Source organism: Stenotrophomonas mexicanensis, assembly GCF_032911605.1.
Taxonomy (GTDB): Bacteria; Pseudomonadota; Gammaproteobacteria; order Xanthomonadales; family Xanthomonadaceae; genus Stenotrophomonas; species Stenotrophomonas maltophilia_A.
The window spans coordinates 33,504-54,625 of record NZ_JAWJTG010000006.1 but is presented as its reverse complement, the minus strand read 5'-3'; the positions used below and the strand labels follow the sequence as shown (position 1 = coordinate 54,625).

Annotated in this window: 23 protein-coding genes; 16 read left to right on the top strand and 7 right to left on the bottom strand. The window is 66.8% G+C overall.

The window, feature by feature from the left end; genetic code table 11:
• The first annotated feature begins 107 nt into the window (after positions 1–107).
• From R1L06_RS04660 to R1L06_RS04650, 3 genes are all read left to right on the top strand, one after another.
• Positions 108–503 carry a hypothetical protein gene (locus R1L06_RS04660; protein WP_317217039.1) on the top strand — a complete coding sequence of 132 codons (396 nt, stop codon included), beginning with the start codon at positions 108–110 and terminating at the stop codon, positions 501–503.
• Between the two features lie 76 nt (positions 504–579).
• Positions 580–915 (top strand): hypothetical protein, encoded by a 336-nt coding sequence (locus R1L06_RS04655; protein ID WP_317217038.1) that lies wholly within the window; start codon positions 580–582, stop codon positions 913–915.
• Positions 916–973: 58 nt separating this feature from the next.
• A complete protein-coding gene (locus R1L06_RS04650) occupies positions 974–1,609 on the top strand; it encodes a glutathione S-transferase family protein (RefSeq protein ID WP_049398760.1) in 636 nt (211 codons plus the stop codon).
• 70 nt (positions 1,610–1,679) lie between these two features.
• On the opposite strand, the gene arsC is transcribed toward R1L06_RS04650, so the two are convergent.
• The 3 genes from arsC to R1L06_RS04635 all read right to left on the bottom strand — a co-directional run bounded on the left by arsC (position 1,680) and on the right by R1L06_RS04635 (position 3,780).
• Positions 1,680–2,021, bottom strand: a complete 342-nt coding sequence (gene arsC, locus R1L06_RS04645) for an arsenate reductase (glutaredoxin) (RefSeq protein WP_049420898.1) — start codon at positions 2,019–2,021, stop codon at positions 1,680–1,682.
• Positions 2,021–3,175, bottom strand: a complete 1,155-nt coding sequence (locus R1L06_RS04640; protein ID WP_019337376.1) for a phospholipase A — start codon at positions 3,173–3,175, stop codon at positions 2,021–2,023. The genes arsC and R1L06_RS04640 overlap by 1 nt, the downstream gene beginning before the upstream one ends.
• A gap of 119 nt (positions 3,176–3,294) precedes the next feature.
• Positions 3,295–3,780 (bottom strand): DUF456 domain-containing protein, encoded by a 486-nt coding sequence (locus R1L06_RS04635; protein WP_049398758.1) that lies wholly within the window; start codon positions 3,778–3,780, stop codon positions 3,295–3,297.
• A 236-nt stretch (positions 3,781–4,016) separates the two neighbouring features.
• Here R1L06_RS04635 and R1L06_RS04630 point away from each other — a divergent pair, with 236 nt between their 5' ends.
• Entirely contained in the window at positions 4,017–4,226 is a 210-nt protein-coding gene (locus R1L06_RS04630) for a cold-shock protein (RefSeq protein WP_005410290.1), read from the top strand.
• A gap of 71 nt (positions 4,227–4,297) precedes the next feature.
• On the opposite strand, the gene R1L06_RS04625 is transcribed toward R1L06_RS04630, so the two are convergent.
• Positions 4,298–4,792 carry a glycine zipper 2TM domain-containing protein gene (locus R1L06_RS04625; protein ID WP_010486804.1) on the bottom strand — a complete coding sequence of 165 codons (495 nt, stop codon included), beginning with the start codon at positions 4,790–4,792 and terminating at the stop codon, positions 4,298–4,300.
• Positions 4,793–4,928: 136 nt separating this feature from the next.
• The gene (locus tag R1L06_RS04620) at positions 4,929–5,363 is read right to left on the bottom strand and encodes a cytochrome c (RefSeq protein ID WP_049398757.1); all 435 of its coding nucleotides are present in this window, start codon (positions 5,361–5,363) and stop codon (positions 4,929–4,931) included.
• A gap of 80 nt (positions 5,364–5,443) precedes the next feature.
• Here R1L06_RS04620 and R1L06_RS04615 point away from each other — a divergent pair, with 80 nt between their 5' ends.
• Positions 5,444–6,271: a tRNA threonylcarbamoyladenosine dehydratase gene (locus R1L06_RS04615; RefSeq protein ID WP_049460567.1), complete on the top strand. Its 828-nt coding sequence runs from the start codon at positions 5,444–5,446 to the stop codon at positions 6,269–6,271.
• Between the two features lie 72 nt (positions 6,272–6,343).
• On the opposite strand, the gene R1L06_RS04610 is transcribed toward R1L06_RS04615, so the two are convergent.
• Together R1L06_RS04610 and R1L06_RS04605 are read right to left on the bottom strand one after the other, a co-directional pair.
• Positions 6,344–7,123, bottom strand: a complete 780-nt coding sequence (locus R1L06_RS04610) for a TatD family hydrolase (RefSeq protein WP_317217037.1) — start codon at positions 7,121–7,123, stop codon at positions 6,344–6,346.
• Positions 7,120–7,335, bottom strand: coding sequence for a DUF6116 family protein (locus R1L06_RS04605; RefSeq protein WP_032129638.1), 216 nt, complete (start codon positions 7,333–7,335; stop codon positions 7,120–7,122). The genes R1L06_RS04610 and R1L06_RS04605 overlap by 4 nt, the downstream gene beginning before the upstream one ends.
• Positions 7,336–7,498: 163 nt before the next feature.
• On the opposite strand from R1L06_RS04605, the gene R1L06_RS04600 reads away from it, so the two are divergent.
• The 11 genes from R1L06_RS04600 to R1L06_RS04550 all read left to right on the top strand — a co-directional run bounded on the left by R1L06_RS04600 (position 7,499) and on the right by R1L06_RS04550 (position 21,053).
• Positions 7,499–8,344 (top strand): glycine zipper 2TM domain-containing protein, encoded by an 846-nt coding sequence (locus R1L06_RS04600; RefSeq protein ID WP_317217036.1) that lies wholly within the window; start codon positions 7,499–7,501, stop codon positions 8,342–8,344.
• A gap of 126 nt (positions 8,345–8,470) precedes the next feature.
• On the top strand, positions 8,471–9,013 hold the full coding sequence (locus R1L06_RS04595) for a GNAT family N-acetyltransferase (protein WP_049460564.1): 543 nt from the start codon (positions 8,471–8,473) through the stop codon (positions 9,011–9,013).
• Positions 9,014–9,188: 175 nt separating this feature from the next.
• Complete coding sequence (locus R1L06_RS04590) at positions 9,189–9,845, top strand: glutathione S-transferase family protein (RefSeq protein WP_317217059.1); 657 nt, start codon at positions 9,189–9,191, stop codon at positions 9,843–9,845.
• A 78-nt stretch (positions 9,846–9,923) separates the two neighbouring features.
• Entirely contained in the window at positions 9,924–12,203 is a 2,280-nt protein-coding gene (locus R1L06_RS04585; RefSeq protein ID WP_317217035.1) for a thiamine pyrophosphate-dependent enzyme, read from the top strand.
• A gap of 3 nt (positions 12,204–12,206) precedes the next feature.
• Positions 12,207–14,147, top strand: a complete 1,941-nt coding sequence (gene asnB, locus R1L06_RS04580) for an asparagine synthase (glutamine-hydrolyzing) (protein ID WP_317217034.1) — start codon at positions 12,207–12,209, stop codon at positions 14,145–14,147.
• A 66-nt stretch (positions 14,148–14,213) separates the two neighbouring features.
• Positions 14,214–14,774: an NADPH-dependent FMN reductase gene (locus R1L06_RS04575; protein WP_032129634.1), complete on the top strand. Its 561-nt coding sequence runs from the start codon at positions 14,214–14,216 to the stop codon at positions 14,772–14,774.
• A gap of 212 nt (positions 14,775–14,986) precedes the next feature.
• Positions 14,987–16,423 (top strand): replicative DNA helicase, encoded by a 1,437-nt coding sequence (locus R1L06_RS04570; protein WP_032129633.1) that lies wholly within the window; start codon positions 14,987–14,989, stop codon positions 16,421–16,423.
• Between the two features lie 173 nt (positions 16,424–16,596).
• Positions 16,597–18,840, top strand: coding sequence for a TonB-dependent receptor family protein (locus R1L06_RS04565; protein WP_317217033.1), 2,244 nt, complete (start codon positions 16,597–16,599; stop codon positions 18,838–18,840).
• Positions 18,840–20,429, top strand: coding sequence for an alkaline phosphatase D family protein (locus tag R1L06_RS04560; RefSeq protein WP_317217032.1), 1,590 nt, complete (start codon positions 18,840–18,842; stop codon positions 20,427–20,429). The genes R1L06_RS04565 and R1L06_RS04560 overlap by 1 nt, the downstream gene beginning before the upstream one ends.
• Before the next feature lie 169 nt (positions 20,430–20,598).
• Positions 20,599–20,811, top strand: a complete 213-nt coding sequence (locus tag R1L06_RS04555; protein WP_295564941.1) for a hypothetical protein — start codon at positions 20,599–20,601, stop codon at positions 20,809–20,811.
• Entirely contained in the window at positions 20,808–21,053 is a 246-nt protein-coding gene (locus R1L06_RS04550) for a hypothetical protein (protein ID WP_049420905.1), read from the top strand. The genes R1L06_RS04555 and R1L06_RS04550 overlap by 4 nt, the downstream gene beginning before the upstream one ends.
• The last annotated feature ends 69 nt before the right edge of the window (positions 21,054–21,122 follow it).

Sequence of the window (21,122 nt, the reverse complement as noted above, 5' to 3'; positions counted from 1 at the left end):
CGCTCCAGACAACGGCGCCCGTGTGGCGCCGTTGTTGTATGCAGCCTGCCCGTGGATGGTGTGCTCTGCTAACGTGCGCTGTCTGACGTATTGGAAGAGAGTCCATCGTGCTGCAGTGGTCGCGTGTTTTCGTGTTGCTGGTCGCTGCGCTGGCGTGCAGTGCCTGCGGGCCACGCTATTTCGTCGAACCGCCAACCCACGAAGCGGGGAGGATCTGCGCGTCGGTCTGCGAGAGCCAGAAGGCGACGTGCGACTTCCACAACCGCGCCCGCGCGGAGTCGGATCAGCGCAGCTGCGAAAGCGAGAAGAGCCGGATCATCAGTCGTTGCAGTGGCATCGCCGACGACAGGCAGCGGCACAATTGCGAAGGGGGCAACGGTGCCGGCACCTATTGCGGTTCCCCGGCGCTTCCTTCATGCAGTGCTCCGTACGCCCAGTGCCTGCTCTCCTGCGGCGGCACCGTGAATGAAATCCGCACCGACACCGGCATTCCAGTGTACTGATCGGGGGCGCGCGTCGCTGCCTGCACGAGCGACCGTAGTCTGCTAGGGTCGGCACACCCCTGCACTGGATGTGCCCATGCGCCTGCATCGATCCGTCGCGGCTGTGTTCCTGCTGGTCCTGGCCGGCTGCAGCACAACGTCATCCTACGAAGGTGCGGATTTTTCCGCCTCCTCGCAGTGCCGCATGCAGTGCCAGGCCGACTATCGCAGCTGCATGGCGCGGGGCAGTATCGGCAGCAACGACTTCAGCTGCGAACAACAGATGGCGCCGGCGCCGGACAAACGCTGCAAGGACGTTGCCAACCCCGAGCTGCGCCGTTCCTGTGAACTGAAGACGCACGACTGCGCGATACGCACGCCGATCATGTCCTGTAGCGAAGGCCGCGATACCTGCATGAGCCGCTGCGGCTGAGCAACGATTGCGCGCGTGGGCGCATAATCGGCTGATCCACCTGCACAGGATCTTCCGCATGAGCACCACGCTGTATGGTTCAACCAGTACCGCCGCGCTGGTGGTGCACTGGCTGCTGATCGAGTTGGGCATCGAGCACGAACTGGTGCTGCTGGATTTCGACGCGCGCGAGCACAAGTCGGCGGAGTACCTGGCGCTGAATCCGGCCGGTGTGGTGCCGACGCTGCTGATCGATGGCTTGGTACTGACCGAAGCGGCGGCGATCGCGCTGTATCTGGCTGACCGCCATCCGGAGGCCAACCTGCTGCCCGCACTGGGCACGCCGCAGCGCGCCGATGCCTACCGCTGGATGTTCTGGTGTGCCAATACGCTGCAGCCGGCCTATCGTGCCTGGTTCTATCCGCATGAAATGGCGGGCGAGGCAAATATCGAAGCGAGCCGCGAGATGGCCCGTCAGCGCCTTGAGGCGGCCTGGCAGCAGGTCGCCACGCACCTGCAGGCGCATGGCCCCTACCTGCTGGGCACCACGCCCTGCGTGGTCGACTACATGCTGGTGATGCTGATGCGCTGGTCGCGCAACATGCCGAAGCCCAGCGACACCTGGCCTGTGCTCAAGGCACATGCCACGTCGATGAAGGCGCGCCCGGCGTTCGCCGAGGTATACCGCCGCGAAGGCATCACCGACTGGCGGTAAACAGAAAAGGGACGGAGGGGATTAAGTCGTTTGTGCACAAACGACTTAATCCCCTCCGTCCCCTTCTCCGTTACAGGATCTCCAGCACCGTTTCCGGTGGACGGCACAGCCGGGTGCCCTTGGGCGTGCGCACCACGGGGCGGTTGATCAGGCGCGGGTGTGCGGCCATCGCGGCCAGCAGCGTGGCCTCGTCCGCATCTTCCAGGCCCAGTTCGGTGAACTGTGCTTCCTTGCTGCGCACCAGCGCCTGCGCGTCCAGGCCGGATTCGGCCAGCACCTGGCGCAGTGTGGCCACATCGGGTGGATTGCCGAGGTACTCGATTACCTCCGGCTCGAAGCCGGCATCGCGGATCAGCTTCAGTGCGCCGCGCGAATTGCTGCAGGCCGGGTTGTGCCAGATCGTCACGTCCATCAGAACCACTCCAGCAGGGACACGCCCACGCCCACGTAGGTGGCCTTGTGGTTGTAGTCGATCAGGCTTTCGCCGTAGCCGTCGAAGATCTGCACGTGGCCGCGCAGCAGGTTGCTGATCGGGAAGCCGTAATCCAGCTGCAGGGCGCCGTGCGAACGGCTGCCGGTACGCAGCGAATGGCGTGCCATCAACGAGACTTCGTGGCCGTTGCGGTTCCAGGTCAGGGTCGCATCACCGCGGCCCATGTAGTCCTCGATGTCCGGATTGTTGTCGTCGCTGCGGGTCTCGGGAATGCGGTACCACGGCCGCAGCACCAGCGCCCAGTTCTCGCGGTCCAGGCCGATGTTGAGCATGACCCGGTTCCAGCTGCGCGACAGCGGATCGGCGCGGCCGTTGGACTGGTGGTTCAGCGCGATGCCGGTCATGCGGCCGCGCCAGCCACCGATCGAGTAGCCGTTGCGGAACACCATCATCACTTCCGGCTCGTAATTGGTTTCGCGGAACGGGCGCGAATCCTCGCCGTTGTAGGCCTGCCAGCGCGAGCTCTGGGTATAGCCGGCCCAGATGTCGCCGTTGTCGCCGAACAGGTTCTCGGCGATCTTGGTCTTGAAGCTGATCTGGAACTTCAGTTCGGCGCTGTCCAGCACCTGCGGCGTGGTGACCGTGTTGGCCGGATTCGGCGAATGCGGCGTGGTGTTGCGGTCGCTGGTCCAGAACGCCGGCAGCAGGTACACCGGCTTGTAGGCACGCAGCTGGAATGGGCCGAGCTTGGAGTCCTCGGCCAGTTCCCAGCGGCTGTCCAACAGCGAACCGCGGCCGGCATTGGCCAGCGCGCTGTCCGGCGCAGCGGGGCGGAACAGGTCGCTGACCCGCTCGCGCAGTTTCTCTTCGCCTTGGCTCACGCGTGCGGTCTGGCGTTCTTCGCGACGGGCCTGCGCGGCCGCCTCGGCAGCGGCATCGGCGGCGGCCGTGGCCTGCGGCGTATGCGCGAACAGGCGGTCATAGCAGGCCAGGCGCGCCGCGTCAGTGGTGATGGCGGCACACGCCGCGGGCGAGGTATCGGTGCTGGGCACGAATTCCTGCGCGGCCAATGGGGCACTGGCCAGGGCCAGCGCCAGCGGCGCAAGGCGGGGAAGCAGCGGGGGGAGGGTCATTCCAGCAGGCCCTTCGGTGAATACGGGAATCGCACAGTGTGGCGGCTGTACCGCATCGCGGCCAGCCCCCACGGTTTATGCACGGCCACCGCGTGCGCGCGGCGTGAAGACGGTGCGGCTTACAGGAACCAGGCGAAGGCGAACAGGCCCAGCATCGCGATCACCACAGCCAGTTTCAGCGCCAGGCCGAGCAGGATGCCGAGCCAGGTGGCCAGACCCACCTTGGTCGAGCGGCCCAGTTCACGGGTGTGCCAGTACTCGCCGGCCAAGGCGCCGATCAGGGGCCCGGCAAAGAGGCCGATCGGCATGAAGAACAGCCCGACGATGCTGCCGACGAACGTGCCCCACAGCGCCTTGCGGCTGGCACCGACCCGCTGCGCACCCACCACTGTGGCCAGTACGTCCACCAGCAGCGAGAGCAGGGTCAGTACGCCCAGCGCGACCAGGGTCGGCCAGCCGACGTGGGCGAAGCCGTCGGCCCACGCCGCCAGCAGCAGTCCGATGAACACCAGCGGGATGCCGGGGAGGGCCGGAAGGATGATTCCGGCGATGCCGACGAGGACAAAAATGACCGCTAGCAGATATAAGATGAATGAGAGTCCCATGCTGTCCCGTATGGTGGTCGTTTTGGGGTTGACAGTGAAAGATTTTGCCAGTTGCTTTTTCGTTTTGGGCGGGTTAAGTTGCAGTCGCTGAGCTTGGCAAGGTCACCGTGGATCGTGGCCTGATGAAGCAAGATCTTCCCGATCCGCTGCATCGATGCACCTCGCTTCCCCCTTGCTTGTCAGCCGCCCACCAGGCGTTTCCTACAACAAGAGAGAGTCACCAGGGAGTTAGTGAGATGTCTGATCGCGAGACCGGTACCGTCAAGTGGTTCAACGATGCAAAGGGCTTCGGCTTCATCAGCCGTGAAAACGGCGAAGACGTGTTCGTGCACTTCCGTGCCATCCAGACCCAGGGCTTCAAGAGCCTGAAGGAAGGCCAGAAGGTCACCTTCACCGTCGTGCAGGGCCAGAAGGGCCTGCAGGCCGACGCCGTTCAGCCGACCTGATCGCGCTGCATACCGTCAAATGAAAAGGCCCGCGCAAGCGGGCCTTTTCTTTGCCATCGGCCCGATGCAGGTCAGCGCAGGATGACCTTGCCGTTGACCACGCGCACGTAGGTGTTCTCGCGGATGCCGCCGAGGTCGCGCTGGTTGACCACGATGGTGCGGCCATCGTCCATGCGCACGCTGATGTCGTAGGTGTCGCTGGTCACGTTCTTCTGGATCTGGTTGCCGGCCAGTGCGCCACCGACCGCGCCCGCAGCGGCGGCGATGTTCTTGTTGCCACGGCTGCCGCCGGTATGGTCGGAGATTTCGTGGCCGGCCACGGCGCCGACGATGCCGCCCAGGATCGCGCCGGTCGCGCTGGGCGCGGTACGGCCGGACTGCACGGTGTTGATGCGGGTCACGATGCCGCAGTCGGCGCAGCGGCCCTGGTTGTAGCCACCATTGTTGCCGTAGCCGCCATTGTTGTAGCCGTTGTTGTAACCACCACCGCCGTAGCCGGGCGAGGTGGCACAGCCAGCCAGGGCAAGGGTAGCGATGGCGCTGGCGGCGATGAGCTGGATCTTCATGGGGCGTCTCCTGGCCGTGAAGGCGGGTGTCTGGGGTGGTACTGCGTCATGCAGCAGGGTGGACGAATCGTCCCCTTTTGAACGTGAACAAGGCGCCAACCGCGCAGGCCTTGTCCGGCTGCAGGATGAATGCGGCTCAGCGGAAGTCCTGGTGGCAGGCGCGGCAGTCGGCCTGCACCGTTTCCACCACCCGGGCCAGGGCCGTGCAGTCGCTGGGCGGCGCCGCCAGAGCGGCGTTGAGGTTGCCGCGCAGCTGGCTGGCATGCTGCTGGAACTGCGCGCTGTCCTTCAGCCCGGGAAAGGCCAGGTCCAGGTCGTTGGACAGCAGGCGCATCGCCTGCAACCGCGGCACGCTGTCGGCCAGGCTGCAGCGGTTCTGCTGCTGGGCCTGCTGCAGCAGCTGTGATTGCCGTTGCATCACCTGCATCAGGCTGTCCGGGAACGGATCGCGGCGGGCCTGCAGGGCGCGGCCGACCATCACCGTGGCGATCAGGCCGATCAACAGGCCCAGGCCGAGCACGAACAGATAGCGGTAGGCGGTGGACGGGCGGCGGGGCGGGCTGGCGTTCATGGCGGGCTCTCCGGACGTGCAACGGTGGGTTCGATGCCGGCGCGCTGCAGGCGCTGGCGCCTGCACGTTAAAATAGCCGGATGAACGAACAGGTCAAACAACGCTTCGCCGGCATCGAACGGCTGTATGGCGTGGGCGCACTCGAGCGCCTGCAGAGCAGCCGCGTGGCGGTGGTGGGCATGGGTGGCGTTGGCTCGTGGGTGGTGGAGGCATTGGCCCGTTCGGCGGTCGGTCACCTGACCCTGATCGATGCCGATGACATCTGCGTGTCCAACACCAACCGGCAACTGCCGGCGATGGAAGGCAACTACGGCCGCAACAAAGCCGAAGCGATGGCCGAACGCTGCCGCGCGATCAACCCGGACATCGCGGTCGATGCCGTACAGGCGTTCCTGACGGTGTCGAACATGGCCGAACTGCTGGACCGTGGCTTTGATCTGGTGATCGATGCCTGCGACAGCTTCCGGGTCAAGGTCGAGACGATTGCCTGGTGCCGCCGCCGCAAGCTGCCGCTGCTGACCGTGGGTGCCGCCGGTGGCCGCACCGATCCCACCCTGGTGCGCATCCGCGATGTCTCGCGCACCGAGCACGACGCCATGCTGGCGTTGATCCGCAAGAAGCTGCGCAGCGAGTTCAACTTTCCGAAGAATGCCAAGCGCTACTTCGGCGTGCCGGCGGTGTATTCGCTGGAGAATGTGAAGTACCCGCAGGCCGATGGCAGCGTCTGTGGCATCCGCCCGAACCTGGGCGCAGATGCGGCATTGAAGCTGGACTGCGGCGCGGGCCTGGGTGCGGCGACCCACATCACCGGTGCGTTCGCGTTCGCGGCGGTCGGCAAGGCGCTTGAAATGCTGCTGGAGCCGAAGAAGGTGAAGGCCGAAGTGGTCGAGGATCACGCTGACGCGTGATGGTAGTGCCGGCCGCTGGCCGGCAACTCCGGAATGATTGAATCAGCGCAGATGCCGGCCAGCGGCCGGCACCTACCGTTGCATTGCGGGCAGCGCGAACAGCCGCCGCGCGTTCTCCGTCGTGGCCTGGGCCACCGCGTCCAGCTCCATCCCGCGTAGCGCCGCCACGTGGCGGGCGATGATCGCCAGCCGTGCCGGTTCGTTGCGCTGGCCGCGGATGCCGGCGTCAGGCTGGTCCGGGGCGTCGGTCTCCAGCAGCAGCTGTTCCAGCGGCATCTCGCGCACCAGCCGCTGCAGGCGTTGCGCGCGTTCGTAGGTCAACGGGCCGCCGAGCCCGAGCAGGAAGCCCTGCCTGTGCAGTTGCGCTGCCTGTTCCGGACTGCCGGAAAAGCTGTGCACCACGCCGCGCAGGCCACCGACGAGACGGATCGCGGCGATCACCGCATCCACCGCGCGCCGTGCATGCACGATCACCGGCAGCTCGAACTCACGGGCCAGTTCCAGCTGACCGATGAAATATGCCTGTTGCGCCTCGGCATCCAGGCCTTCAACGAAAAAGTCCAGACCACATTCGCCGATCGCGCAGGGGCGTTCGCGTTCGATCCACTCGCGCAGCAGCGGCAGGTGCCCAGGCTGGTGCTCGGCCAGGAACATCGGATGCAGGCCGTAGGCTGGGTACAGCCCCGGCGCCTGCTGGCAGACCTCGCGCAGCTTCGGCCAGCTGGCTGCGGTCACCGCCGGCACCACCTGCTGGTGCACGCCAGCGGCCTGCGCACGCTCGACCACCGCGGCGCGGTCGCGGTCGAACTCGCTGGCGTCCAGATGGCAGTGGCTGTCGACCAGCAGGCTCAATGCTGCTCCAGCGGCGGAGGCGTGGTGGCGTTGCGGCGCTTCCAGTTGGCCAGCAGCAGGGTGCCGAAGCCGAGCACCAGCTCATCGACGAACGGAATCGGGTCCGGGATGAACAGGGTCAGCGCGAACAGGCCCGCGGTGAGCTTGAACAGGGTGGGGTAGCGCAGCCGGCGCGCCCATTGCAGTACCGGCAGCAGCATCGGGTTGGCCATGGCGGGGGTCCTCCTGGGGAATATGCAAACGCTACCACGGGCCCAGCATTTCCCGATGCTGAATGGGTTACGGGAATGAGCAGGAAATGTGGAGATTCCGTTCAGGCAGCGCATGCTGCAATCTGGTTCGAGAACGTTGCGGATGGTCCGCAAGGAGCAGGTCATGAAAAGCACAACTACAACTGTCCTGGTCGCAGCGGGCGCGCTGCTGGTCGGTGGCATCGCCACTGCCGCCTTCATGAAGAGTGGCGACAAATCGCCCGATTCCATCAGCGCCGGAACCCCCAATAGTGAATCGCGCCTGGTCGATGGCAACGCCACCGACGATGGCGCGCGTGGTGACACTCTCGACCCGACCGCACCGCGTGGGCTGGAATATGCCGATGTGCTGAAGGTCGACCCGATCACCGAGAAGCAGAAGGCCTACGCCACCGTGATCGGCACCGACGCGGTGCGTGAGACCTCCACCACCCAGACCCCGCATGAAGTCTGCCAGGACGTGACGGTGCAGGAGCGCCTGCCGGAACGTGACGGCAACGTCGGCGGTACCGTGGTCGGTGCTGTGGTGGGTGGCCTGCTGGGCAACCAGGTCGGCGGCGGCAATGGCAAGAAGGCCGCCACTGCGGCCGGCGCGGTGGCCGGTGGCTTCATCGGCAACCAGATCGACAAGCGCCATGTGGGTGGCCGCGTGGTCAACCGCACCGAGCGCCAGTGCCACACCGAGACCGCGACCTCCGAGTCGAGCCGCGTCACCGGCTACAACGTGACCTACCGCAACGAGGATGGCACCACCGGTACCATGCGCATGGCCAGCAAGCCGGGCAACCGCATTGCCATGGGTACCAACGACGTGGTGAAGGGCTACAACGTGACCTACCGCTACGACGGCGCCGAGAAGACGGTGCGCATGGACAACAAGCCGGCCAGCGATCGCCTGCCGGTGGTCGACGGCCAGCTGGTCACGCAGACCGCTGCTGCCGGTGCCACGGCGGCCAGCACGCGCCAGTAATCCAGATGCCGCATGCAGTACCTGACGGGCCGGCTTATGCCGGCCCGTTTCGTTGCAGCCGGCGAAATTCATCCGCGCGGGGCGCGAATCCACCATCATGGACGCTTCCTTCGACATGGAGCCGGCATGAGCATCTTCGACCTGCGCATCGAAACCGAACGGCTGATCCTGCGGCCGCTGCTGCGCGAGGACTACGAGCCGTATCTGGCGTTCTGCGCCGACGAGGAAACGATGCGCACCCTTGGTGGCGTGCAGCCGCCTTCGGTGGCCTGGCGTGGCTTCTGCAGCCTGGCCGGCGCCTGGCAGCTGTTTGGCTTCTCGATGTTCAGCGTGATCGAGAAATCCAGCGGTGACTGGATCGGGCGGATGGGGCCCTGGCAACCGCAGGACTGGCCCGGTACCGAGGTCGGCTGGGGCATCCGTCATGCCAGCTGGGGCCGGGGCTATGCGCCGGAAGCGGCGGTCGCAGCAATCGATTGGGCGTTCGACACGCTGGGTTGGGACGAAGTGATCCACACCATCGCCGAGAACAACGACAACTCGCGGGCCGTGGCGCGCAAGCTCGGCAGCACCCTGCTGCGCATGGGGGAGTTGCCAGCGCCGTACAACGACAAGCCGATGCAGATCTGGGGCCAGTCGCGCGAGCAGTGGCGGCAGCGCGCGCGCTGATCGTTGCCCGGTAGTGCCGGCCGCTGGCCGGCAATCGCACGAATCTGCCGCAACGCGGTTGCCGGCCAGCGGCCGGCACTACCGTGTTGCCATGCTGCACCCGCGCTTGGCATTCCCCGGCGCGCTTGCCAGACTGCACGCAGCTGGCCGCCGGCCGGATCCGATGGAGCAGGCGATGGTGGAAGAGCGCGTCCCGTTGACGGTGCATGGCATGTCGGTCTCGGGCAATTGCCACAAGGTGCGCCTGCTGCTGGAGCAGCTCGGCAGCCGCTACCGCTGGGTGGAGGTGGACAGCGCCCATGGCCAGACCCACACCCCCGAATTCCTGGCGTTGAATCCGAATGCCAAGGTGCCGCTGATCGTCCGCGACGACGGCCGCGTGCTGACCGAATCCAACGCGATCCTGTTCTGGCTGGCCGAGGGCACGCCGTACCTGCCCACCGATGGCTGGGAGCGCGCGCAGGCGTTGAGCTGGATGTTCTTCGAGCAGTACACGCACGAGCCGTGCGTGGCGGTGGCGCGCTTCATCCGTGGCTGGACCCCCTCTGATTCACCGCGCCGCGCCGAACTGCCGCGCCTGCACGAGCGCGCCGCCACCGCGCTGGCAGTAATGGAGCAACATCTGCGCGAAGCGCAGTGGTTCACCGGCAACGGATATGGCGTCGCCGATATCGCGCTGTTTGCCTATACCGACGTGGCGGGAGAGGGCGGTATCAGCCTGCAGCCATTCCCGGAAGTGCGTGGCTGGCTGCAGCGCGTGCGTGAACAACCGCGCTTCCTGCCGATGCCGGCCGTGACTGCCGAAGTGCGCTCGCGATTCGAGGCTGCGTGACTCTTACCAGGGTGACCCCCACAGGGTAGCGCCTGGCCAACGCCGGGCGGAATGCAACAACGACACGGAGGGTGTTCGATGTTCGCTGTGGTTCCAGATCCGATTCCCGCACGCATGCGCGTGCTCAACCGCGCCGAAGTGTGCGACGTCAACTTCCTCGATGCGGTACGTGGCTGGCGCGGCACCCCGCGTCCGCGCCCGGCACCGGATGCGCCGATCCTGCCGGGCAGCACGCTCACTGCCGCCGCGTTTGGCGAGCTGTTCGATTCGCAGCTGGCCAGCCGCCAGCTGGACCTGATGGCACGCGTGCTGCGCGTGCAGAACAAGGTCTTCTACACCATCGGTTCCTCCGGCCACGAGGGCAACGCGCTGCTGGCGCGGGCCTGCCGGCATACCGATCCAGCCTTCCTGCACTATCGCTCCGGTGCCTTCATGGCCGAGCGTTCGCGCCAGCTGCCGGGCATCGATCCGCTGCGCGATGCCGCACTGTCTTTCGCCGCCAGCGCCGATGACCCGGCCAGCGGGGGCCGCCACAAGGTGTGGGGCAGCAAACCGTTGTGGGTGCTGCCGCAGACCTCGACCATCGCGTCGCACCTGCCGAAAGCGCTGGGCACCGCGCTGGCCATCGAGAGCGGCAAGCGCCTGGGGCAGCCGTTGCCGATCCCGGCCGACAGCATCGTGCTGTGCTCGTTCGGCGACGCCTCGGCCAACCATGCCACCGCGCAGACCGCGTTCAACACCGCGATGTGGTCGGCCTACCAGAAGCTGCCGGCGCCGATCCTGTTCGTCTGCGAGGACAACGGGCTGGGCATTTCAGTGAAGACGCCGGAAGGCTGGATTGCCGAGCGCTTCAGCCGCCAGCCGGGGCTCGACTATTTCTTCGCTGATGGTCTCGACCTGGCCACCGGGCACGCCCAGGTGCAGGCGGCGGTGGAGCACTGCCGGCGCACGCGGCGGCCCACCTTCCTGCATCTGCGAACCACCCGCCTGATGGGCCACGCCGGCACCGATTTCGAGGTGGAATGGCGCGCGCTGCCGGAGCTGTGCGCGGCCGAGGCGCAGGATCCGCTGCTGCGCTCGGCGCAGATCGCGATGGAGTCGGGCTGGATGGATGCGGCCACCATCGAAGTGGCCTACGAGACGATGCGCGCGCGCTGCATGGCCGCGGCGGCGGATGCCGAAGGCCGCCCGACGCTGCAGTCGCTACAGGAGGTGATGGCGCCGCTGGCGCCGTACACACCGGCGGCGGTGCAGGCCGAAGCGCTGCGCGAGGTGCCCGCTGATGCGCGCGAAGCACTGTATGGCGGTGCGGAGACCCTGCCTGAGCGGCAGCCACCGCGGCACCTCGCCATCCAGATCAACCACGGCCTGCAGGAGCTGCTGGCCAAGTATCCGCAGAGCCTGCTGTTCGGCGAGGACGTCGCGCAGAAGGGCGGGGTCTACACCGTCACCAAGGACCTGCTGCGCCGCTTCGGCCCGCGCCGGGTGTTCAACACCCTGCTGGACGAGACCATGATCCTGGGCATGGCGCAGGGCCTGGCCAACATGGGCATGCTGCCGATTCCGGAGATCCAGTACCTGGCCTACCTGCACAACGCCATCGACCAGGTGCGCGGCGAAGCGTGCTCGCTGCAGTTCTTCTCCAATGACCAATACCGCAACCCGATGCTGGTTCGGGTGGCCGGGCTGGGCTACCAGAAAGGCTTCGGTGGCCACTTCCACAACGACAATTCGATCACCGCGCTGCGCGACATTCCCGGCCTGGTGGTCGGTTGCCCGTCGCGCGGCGACGATGCGGTGATGATGCTGCGCACGTTGGCGGCGCTGGCGCGGGTGGACGGGCGGGTGGCGGTGTTCCTGGAGCCGATCGCGCTGTACATGAGCAAGGACCTGCATGCGCCGGGCGATGGCCAGTGGCTGTTCGACTACCCCGCCCAGGGCCAGGCGCTGGTGCCGGGCGAAGGGCGGGTCTATGCGCCGGAGGCAGGCGACCTGGTGGTCTACACCTATGGCAACGGCGTGCCGATGGCGCTGCGCGCGGCGCGGGCAATCGAGCAGCAGCTGGGCTGGCAGGTGCGGGTGGTCGACCTGCGCTGGCTGGTGCCGCTGGATGCCGGCTTCATCGCCAGTCAGGCGGCCAGTGCGCGGCGGGTGCTGGTGCTGGACGAGGGCCGCCATAGTGGCGGGGTGGGCGAGGGCGTGGTCACCGCCCTGGTCGAGGCCGGCTTCGGCCACCTGCCGCTGCGCCGGGTCTGCGGTGCCGATACCTATACGCCGCTGGCGGGGGCAGCAATGTTCGGGCTTCCAAGCGACAATGCGGTGATTGGCGCCGCCCTTGAACTGGCGCAGGAACCTTGATGCATGTGTGGATTGGCGGGAATGTTGTTGCCGGCGCCGGTGGCGTCGGCCGAGGTGCTGCAGGCGCAGGTCCTGGCCATGGGCGAGGCGCTGCACCACCGCGGGCCGGATGATGGCGGCAGCTGGGTCGATGCCGGGGCCGGCATCGCGCTGGCGCACCGTCGGCTGAGCATTCTCGACCTGTCGCCGCTGGGCCACCAGCCGATGGCCTCGTCCGATGGTCGCTACGTGATGGCTTACAACGGCGAGGTCTACAACTTCGCCGCCCTGCGTGCCGAACTGGAGCCGCTGGGGCGCGCCTTCCGTGGGCACTCCGACACCGAGGTGCTGCTGGCAGCGATCCTGCAGTGGGGCATGGAAGACACCCTGCAGCGCTGCAACGGCATGTTCGCCATTGCGCTGTGGGACCGCCAGGAGCAGTGCCTGTGGCTGGCCCGCGACCGTGTCGGCAAGAAGCCGCTGTACTACGGCTGGGCCGGCGACACGCTGGTGTTCGGTTCGGAACTGAAGGCGCTGTGGCAGCACCCGGCCTTCGACAACGACATCGACCGTGACGCCCTGACCCTGCTGCTGCGGCTGGATTACATTCCGGCGCCGCACAGCATCCACCAGCGCTGCTACAAATTGATGCCCGGGCGCGTGCTGCGCCTGGATGCGGAAGCCGTGGCGGCGGGTGCGGCCGCGCACCGGCCGGAACAGGCGCAGCGCCCGTACTGGGATGCGCGTGCGCGCATGCAGGCGGCGCTGGCTGCGCCGTTCCAGGGCCGCATCGAGGAAGCCGAGGAGCAGCTGGACGGGCTGCTGCGTGACGCGGTGGCGCTGCGCATGGTGGCCGACGTGCCGGTGGGCGTGTTCCTGTCCGGCGGCACCGATTCGTCGCTGGTGGCCGCGCTGATGCAGGCACAAAGTGGCCAGCCGGTGCACAGCTTCAGTATCGGGTTCACCGGTTCGGGCCACGACGAGGCGCCGCTGGCCAAGGAACTGGCCGCGCATCTGGGCTGCGACCACACTGAACTCTACGTCAGCGGTGCCGATGCGTTGGCGGTGGTGCCGCAGTTGCCGGCGATGTTCGACGAACCCTTCGCCGATGCCTCGCAGGTGCCGACCGCGCTGGTCGCCCGCCTGGCGCGGCAGGGCGTGACCGTGGCGCTGTCCGGCGATGGTGGCGATGAGCTGTTCTTCGGCTATACCCGCTATGTACGCGCGCTGCGCAACTGGCAGATGCTGGGCCGTGTGCCGGGGCCGCTGCGGCGCTGGATGGGCGCGCGCTCCCAGCAGGGCGAGGCCTCGCGTACCGGCGGCCTGGCCGCGCTGTTGGCAGAATCCGGCGCGCGTGGCATCGGTGACGTGTACCGCAACCGCATCTCGCGCTGGCGCGACCCGGCGGCGGCAGTGCCCGGGGCGCAGGCCGCGGGCAGCTTCTACGACCTGGCCGACCCGTTGCACGGTGCCGGCACACCGGCCGATGCGATGATGCTGGCCGATTACGTGACCTACCTGCCGGATGACCTGCTGTGCAAGGTCGACCGCACCTCGATGGCGGTCAGCCTGGAAGCCCGCGCACCGCTGTTGGATTCTCGCGTGGCCGAGTTCGCCTGGTCGCTGCCGCTGGGCTTCAAGCGCAGTGAAACCACCAGCAAGGTGCTGCTCAAGCGCGTGCTGGGCCGTTATGTGCCGCAGTCGATGGTGCACCGGCCCAAGCGTGGCTTCGGCGCGCCGGTCAGTGACTGGCTGAAGGGCGACCTGCGGCCGTGGGCCGAAGACCTGCTGCAGCCCGCGCGGCTGGAGCAGGAGGGCGTGCTGTCGGCGGCCGCGGTACAGCCGCTGTGGCAGCAGTTCCTCGGCGGCCAACGCAAGTGGCATACCCATCTGTGGAACGTGCTGATGTTCCAGGCCTGGCAGGCGCATTGGCGGCAGGTGCGCGCGGGCGTGACCGGCGGCTGATCTTCACCGGCATGCAAGGGCCCGGCGACTAGGCTGGGCCTCCCGCACCGTGAGGAGTATGTCCCGATGTCCGTCCCCACCATCGCCGTGTTCGTCGGCAGCCTGCGCAAGGATTCCTGCAACCGCAAACTGGCCCATGCGCTGGAGAAGATTGCCGGCGACCGTGCGCGCTTCCAGTACGTGCAGATCGGTGATCTGCCGCTGTACGACCAGGACTTCGATGGCCACTATCCGGCGCAGGGTACCCGGCTGAAGGACCAGGTCCGTGCCGCCGATGCGGTGCTGTTCGTGACCCCGGAATACAACCGGTCGGTGCCGGGCGTGCTGAAGAACGCCATCGATATCGGCTCGCGCCCCTACGGTGACAGCGCGTTTGCTGGCAAACCGGCGGCGGTGATCGGCGCCTCCATCGGCCAGATCGGCACCGCCGTGGCCCAGCAGCACCTGCGCAACAGCCTGGCCTTCCTGGACATGCACGTGCTCGGCCAGCCCGAGGCGTTCATTCATTTCAAGGACGGCCTGATCGATGCCGATGGCACGGTCCACAATGAAGGCACGCAGAAATTCCTGCAGGGCTACGTGGACCGGTTCCTGGCGCTGATCGCGGTTCACGTCAAGGGCGATTGACGCCAGCGGTTGCCAGCCCCATCTGCGATAATGTCCGCTCGGGTGCCGCAATGGCGCCCGTCGCAGGCAGTGCGACGCCCCCACGCCAGTCTGGCCAGGCACCGGCGGATATCCCCCGTTTCTCCACGGCTTATCCACAGGCTTGTCCATGGCCGCCGGGGTCGGCGCATGCCTACACTCGTCCGGCCCACTTTCGCAGGAAACACCGCAGCATGTCCGCTCGCCCCGGCTTCCGTTCCAACCGCAGAGAGCGCGGTGATGGCTTCGATCGCGATCGCGATCGCGACGAGTCGCGCATCGACCAGTTGCGGGTACCGCCTCATTCGGTGGAAGCCGAGCAGGCGGTGCTGGGTGGCCTGATGCTGGCCCCTGAGGCCTATGACCGGGTCAATGACCAGCTGACCGAAGGCGATTTCTACCGCCGCGACCACCAGATGATCTATCGCGCGATCCGTGAGCTGTCCGAGCGCGAGCGGCCGTTCGATGCGGTGACCCTGGGCGAGTGGTTCGAATCGCAGGGCAAGATGGAACTGGTGGGCGATGGTGCCTATCTGATCGAACTGGCCAGTACCACGCCGTCGGCGGCCAACATCGTGGCCTACGCCGAGATCGTGCGTGACAAGGCGGTGCTGCGGCAGCTGATCCAGGTGGGTACCGACATCGTCAACGACGGTTTCCAGCCCGAGGGACGAGAGAGCAGCGAGCTGCTGGCCTCGGCGGAAAAGAGCGTGTTCGCCATCGCCGAACAGGGCGCACGCGGCCGTACCGATTTCGTGGCGATGCCCGGTGCATTGAAGGATGCCTTCGAAGAGCTGCGCAGCCGCTTCGAGAACGGCGGCAACATCACCGGCCTGCCGACCGGCTACAACGATTTCGATGCGATGACCTCCGGCCTGCAGCCGACCGACCTGATCATCCTTGCCGCGCGCCCGGCCATGGGCAAGACCACCTTCGCACTGAACATCGCCGAGTACGCGGCGATCAAGTCGAAGAAGGGCGTGGCGGTGTTCTCGATGGAAATGTCGGCATCGCAGCTGGCGATGCGCCTGATTTCCTCCAACGGCCGCATCAACGCACAGCGCCTGCGTACCGGCCAGCTGGAAGACGAGGACTGGAGCCGCGTCACCAGCGCGATCAAGATGCTGAAGGAAACCAAGATCTTCATCGACGACACGCCTGGCGTGTCGCCGGAAGTGCTGCGCTCCAAGTGCCGCCGCCTCAAGCGCGAACATGACCTGGGCCTGGTGGTGATCGACTACCTGCAGCTGATGAGCGTGCCGGGCAACAGCGAAAACCGCGCGACCGAAATCTCGGAGATCTCGCGTTCGCTGAAGGGCCTGGCCAAGGAACTGCACGTGCCGGTGATCGCGTTGTCGCAGCTCAACCGCTCGCTGGAAACGCGTACCGACAAGCGCCCGGTGATGGCCGATCTTCGCGAATCGGGCGCAATCGAGCAGGATGCGGACATGATCGTCTTCATCTACCGCGACGATTACTACAACAAGGAAAATTCGCCGGACAAGGGCCTGGCCGAGATCATCATCGGCAAGCACCGTGGCGGCCCGACCGGGTCGTGCAAGCTGAAGTTCTTCGGCGAGTACACCCGCTTCGACAACCTGGCCCACGACTCGGTCGGTTCATTCGAATAACCGTAGTGCCGGCCGCTGGCCGGCAACCACCCCACGGCCGGCAAACCATTCGAAACGCCAAACGTCCGTATGTGGCGTGTAAATGACATGTAACGCGACGCTTTTACGATTCCGCCGCTGCTGCCCTTCGACGCCGCCCTTCGGCGTCCAGCGTGCCCAAGGAATCCGCCCCCATGCCGTCCCACGCTCCGCTTCGCCGCAATCTGCTGGCCCTGCTGGTCTGTGCTTCGCTGCCGTCGCTGGCTGCCGCTGAAACCGCCCCCGCCACCGACGCACAGTCGGCCACCACCCTCGATTCGGTCTCGGTGATCGGCCGCGGTGAAGCGCGCCAGGTGCAGCGCGTGACCGCCGAGGACATGAAGGTGCTGCCGCCGGGTGCCAATCCGCTGAAGCTGCTTGCGACCAAGCCGGGCGTGCATTTCGAATCGGCCGATGCCACAGGCGCCTACGAATGGTCCACCACCATCAGCCTGCGTGGCTTCAACCAGAACCGCCTGGGCTACACCCTCGATGGCATCCCGCTGGGCAACATGGCCTATGGCAACAGCAACGGCCTGCATATCAGCCGCGCGGTGATCAGCGAGAACCTGGGCGGTGCGGAGGTCTCCACCGGCATCGGCGCACTGGGTACGCCGTCCACCAGCAACCTCGGCGGCGTGTTCCAGTTCTACTCGATCGATCCGTCCACCGAGTATGGGGTCGTGCTGGCACAGAGCTTTGGTAGTGACAGCGCACGCCGCAGCTATGCACGCCTCGATACCGGCGAGCACCAGGGCTTTGCCGCCTACCTGTCCGGCGTGTATTCGGAAGGTAACAAGTGGAAGGGCAAGGGCTCGCAGGAGCTGAAGCAGTTCAACGGCAAGGCCACCTACAACTTCGGAACGGACAGCAAGATCACCGCGCTGTTCAACGCCTCGCGCCGGGTCGAGGCCGATTACCAGGATCTGTCGCTGGAAATGATCGATCGCCTCGGCTGGGACTGGGACAACTACGCGCCGGACTGGGACCGCGCCGTCGCCGCCGCACGCGGCAAGTTCAGCGGCGGCGTCAACAGCCCGTGGGATGCGTACTACTCCGGCCACGGCCTGCGCAACGATGACCTGTCCAGCATTGCCGGCGATTTCGGCCTGAACGAGTCGATGCGCTTGAAGGTCAACGTCTACAACCACAGCAACCGTGGCCAGGGCCACTGGTTCAGCCCGTCCAATCCGTCGAACCCGGGCACCAGCCGCGAGATTCCGATCTCGATCCGCACCACCGAGTACGCGATCGACCGTACCGGCGTGACCTCGGCGTTCACCTGGAACGTCGGTGGCCACGAACTGGAAGCCGGCCTCTGGTACGAGGACAACGGCCACAGCGTGCAGCGCAACTTCTACTACATCGACGGCCCGATCACCGACGACTTCTTCCTGCGCAACCCGGACCAGCGCGTGTGGCACCAGCGCTACACCACCATCACCCGCCAGTTCTACGTGCAGGACCGCTTCCGCCTGTTCGATGACCGCCTGACCATCGACATCGGCGCGAAGTCGCCGCATACCCGCACCAGCGTGCGCACGCCGCTGGGCAGCTATGCCAACAACAGCAGCCTGACCTCGAAGAAGGGCCTGCTGCCGCAGGCCGGCTTCAACTTCAAGCTCAACGAAGGCAACGAGATCTTCGGTTCGTTCGCCAAAAACGTCGCCGCCTATGCGCTGGGCGTGGGCAGCCCGTTCAATGTGCCGCAGGCCGCCTTCGATGCCAGCGCGAAGAACCTGAAGCCGGAACAGTCGCGCACCATCGAGTTGGGTTGGCGTGGCTACGGCCGCGGCTATGAAGCCTCGGTGGCGGTGTACGACGTCAAGTTCGACAACCGTCTGCTGGCCATCGCGCAGTGCGTGGGCATCCTCGGTTGCCCGGCACTGTTCTCCAACGTCGGTTCGGTGACCAGCCGCGGCGCCGAGGCGACCCTGCAGCTGAAGCCGATGCAGGACCTGACCTGGTCCAATGCGCTGTCCTGGAATGACAGCACCTACGACAACGACTACGTGAACAACGGCGTGGTGCCGACCCGCGGCAAGACGACCGTCGACACCCCGGAATGGATGTTCGCCAGCACCCTGGCGTGGACCCCGGGTCCGTGGGACCTGCGGCTGGCCGCCAACCATGTCGGCAAGCGCTATGTGACCTATACCAACGATGTGTCGGTGCCGAGCTACTGGCTGGTCAACGCCTCGGCGGCCTATGACTTCGGCAAGCTCGGCCCGGCGCAGAACCTGACCGTAGCGCTGAACCTGACCAACCTGACCGACAAGCGCTACCTGTCCTCGATCAACACCAATGGCACCTACGCCGCTGACCCGACCCGCAGCCTGGCGACCATGCAGGTCGGCGCGCCGCGCCAGGTGATGGCCACCGCTACCGTGCGCTTCTGATGCGCGGGCCTGTCGATCCGGAAAGCCGTCGTCGCCTGCTGCGCATGGCGTGGCAGGGCACGGGGGCGGCGATCGCGCTGGCGGCGATGCCGGGGCTGGCCACGGCCGGCCCACGGCCGCGGCTGGGGCGCGATCCGTTCACCCTCGGTGTCGCCGCCGGTGATCCGGATCCACAGGGGGCCGTATTGTGGACGCGGCTGGCACCGGACCCGCTCAATGGCGGCGGCATGCCGTCGCGGGCGGTGCCGGTGCGCTGGTTCGTGGCCGAGGACCCGGGCATGCGCCGGCTGGTGCAGCGGGGGACTGCGGCCGCGGTACCCGAGCTGGCGCATTCGGTGCACGTGGAGGTCAACGGCCTGCGCCCAGGCCGCGACTACTACTACCGTTTCGCCTGCGACGGCGATGAGGAAAGCGCGGTCGGCCACTTCCGCACCGCGCCGCCGCTGGACACGCAACTGCAGCAGCTTCGGTTGGCCCTGTGCACCTGCCAGGCCTGGAACAGCGGCTACTACCCGGTCCTGCGCGATATCGCGCAGAGCGATGTCGACCTGGTGCTGCATGCCGGTGACTACCTGTACGAATACAGCCCGCTGCAGAACGCGCGCGGCCGCACACTGGACGCCGAGCGTTTCAGCGGCGAGACCGTCAGCCTGGAGCGCTACCGTGACCAGTACGCGCTGTACAAGCTCGATCCGGATCTGCAGGCCGCGCATGCCGCACACGCGTTCGCGGTGATCTGGGACGACCATGAAGTACAGAATGATTACTCCGGCATCCACCCGGAAAAACCCGGCGTATCAACGGAGGACTTCATCATCCGCCGCGCCGCCGCCTACCGCGCGTTCTACGAGCATCTGCCGATGCGCAGCACGCCTGCGGGCAACGGCGGCCTGCGCGTGCATCGGCGCCTGCGTTACGGCGATCTGGCACAGCTGACCCTGCTCGATTGCCGCCAGTTCCGCCCGGCCAATCCCTGTGGCGTGGGCGAGTCGCCACGCTGTGATGCTGCACTGGACCCGCGCATGAGCATGCTCGGCACGGGCCAGGAGGCGTGGTTCGCGCAGTCGATGGCGGCCGCGCAGGGCACGCGCTGGAACGTGGTGGTGCAGCAGTTGCTGATGGCGCAGCTGCGGCTGGACGGTGGCACGCCACGCGAGCGCTTCTGGAATGACGCCTGGGATGGCTATCCCGCCGCACGTAACCGGCTGCTGCAGGCGATGCAGGCAGGCGGGCAGGGCAATGCCATCGTGCTGGGCGGCGACTGGCATTCCACCTTCGTCAACGACCTGAAGCTGGATTTCGACGCGGCCAGTGCGCCGGTCGTAGCCACCGAATTCATCGCTCCGGCGATCAGCAGTGGCGGCGACGACACGCCATACGGGCCGTACTACGGGCCGTCGATTCCGCAGAACCCGCATATCCGCTATTTCGACGGTGACCGCCGTGGCTGGTGGAAGCTGCAGCTGAACCGGCAGACCGTGGATGCGGAACTGCGCTTCGCCGACAGTGTGCTGCGTGCGAACGCTGCGGTGCGCACCGCGGCGCGTTTCCAGGTGACCCACGGCCGTCCGGGCGCTGTCCCGGTGTAAATCCCTGCGGTTGTGCCGGCCGCTGGCCGGCAACCTCCTGAATCTCCGGTTTCCCCGCAATCGGTTTCATCGCCCTCAGCCCGGGTTTCGTCGCAAACCGTTTGCGGGCGGCCAGGGCGGGGCGCCAAGGTGTCCGCAGGCGGCAGGGTGCCGCCCCAAGGAGACCGTGATGAAGACCCTGTTCGCGCTCGGTGTGTGGTGCCTGCTGTTCGTGCTGTGCTGGCCGCTGGCGATCCTCGCCCTGATCGTCTGGCCGTTCGTGTGGCTGCTGAGCCTGCCGTTCCGCCTGGTCGGCATCACCTTCTCGGCCCTGTTCGCGTTCCTGCGCGCGCTGTTCATGCTGCCGGCGCGCCTGCTCGGTGGCCGAGCGGTGGCTGCATGAGGACGGTGTTGCTGGTGGGTCTGGTCCTGCTTGCGGGTCCGGTACTGGCCACACCGGTGCCGCCGTCCGCATGGCTGGAACGCCAGCAGGCCGCCGCTGCCGATGAGGCGGATGCTGCAGCGGCCAAGGCGGTCAAACCCAAGGAGCGCTGCCGGGTGGTGAAGGAGTGGAAGGGCGGTGAAACCGTGGTCCAGCACCGCATCTGTGACGATCCGCCGAAGAAGCCGGCTGGAAAGGTGTAGCGCCGAGCCGATGCTCGGCTGCTTTTCCCGGGATAGCCGAGCGTGGGCTCGGCTCTACATCATCAACGC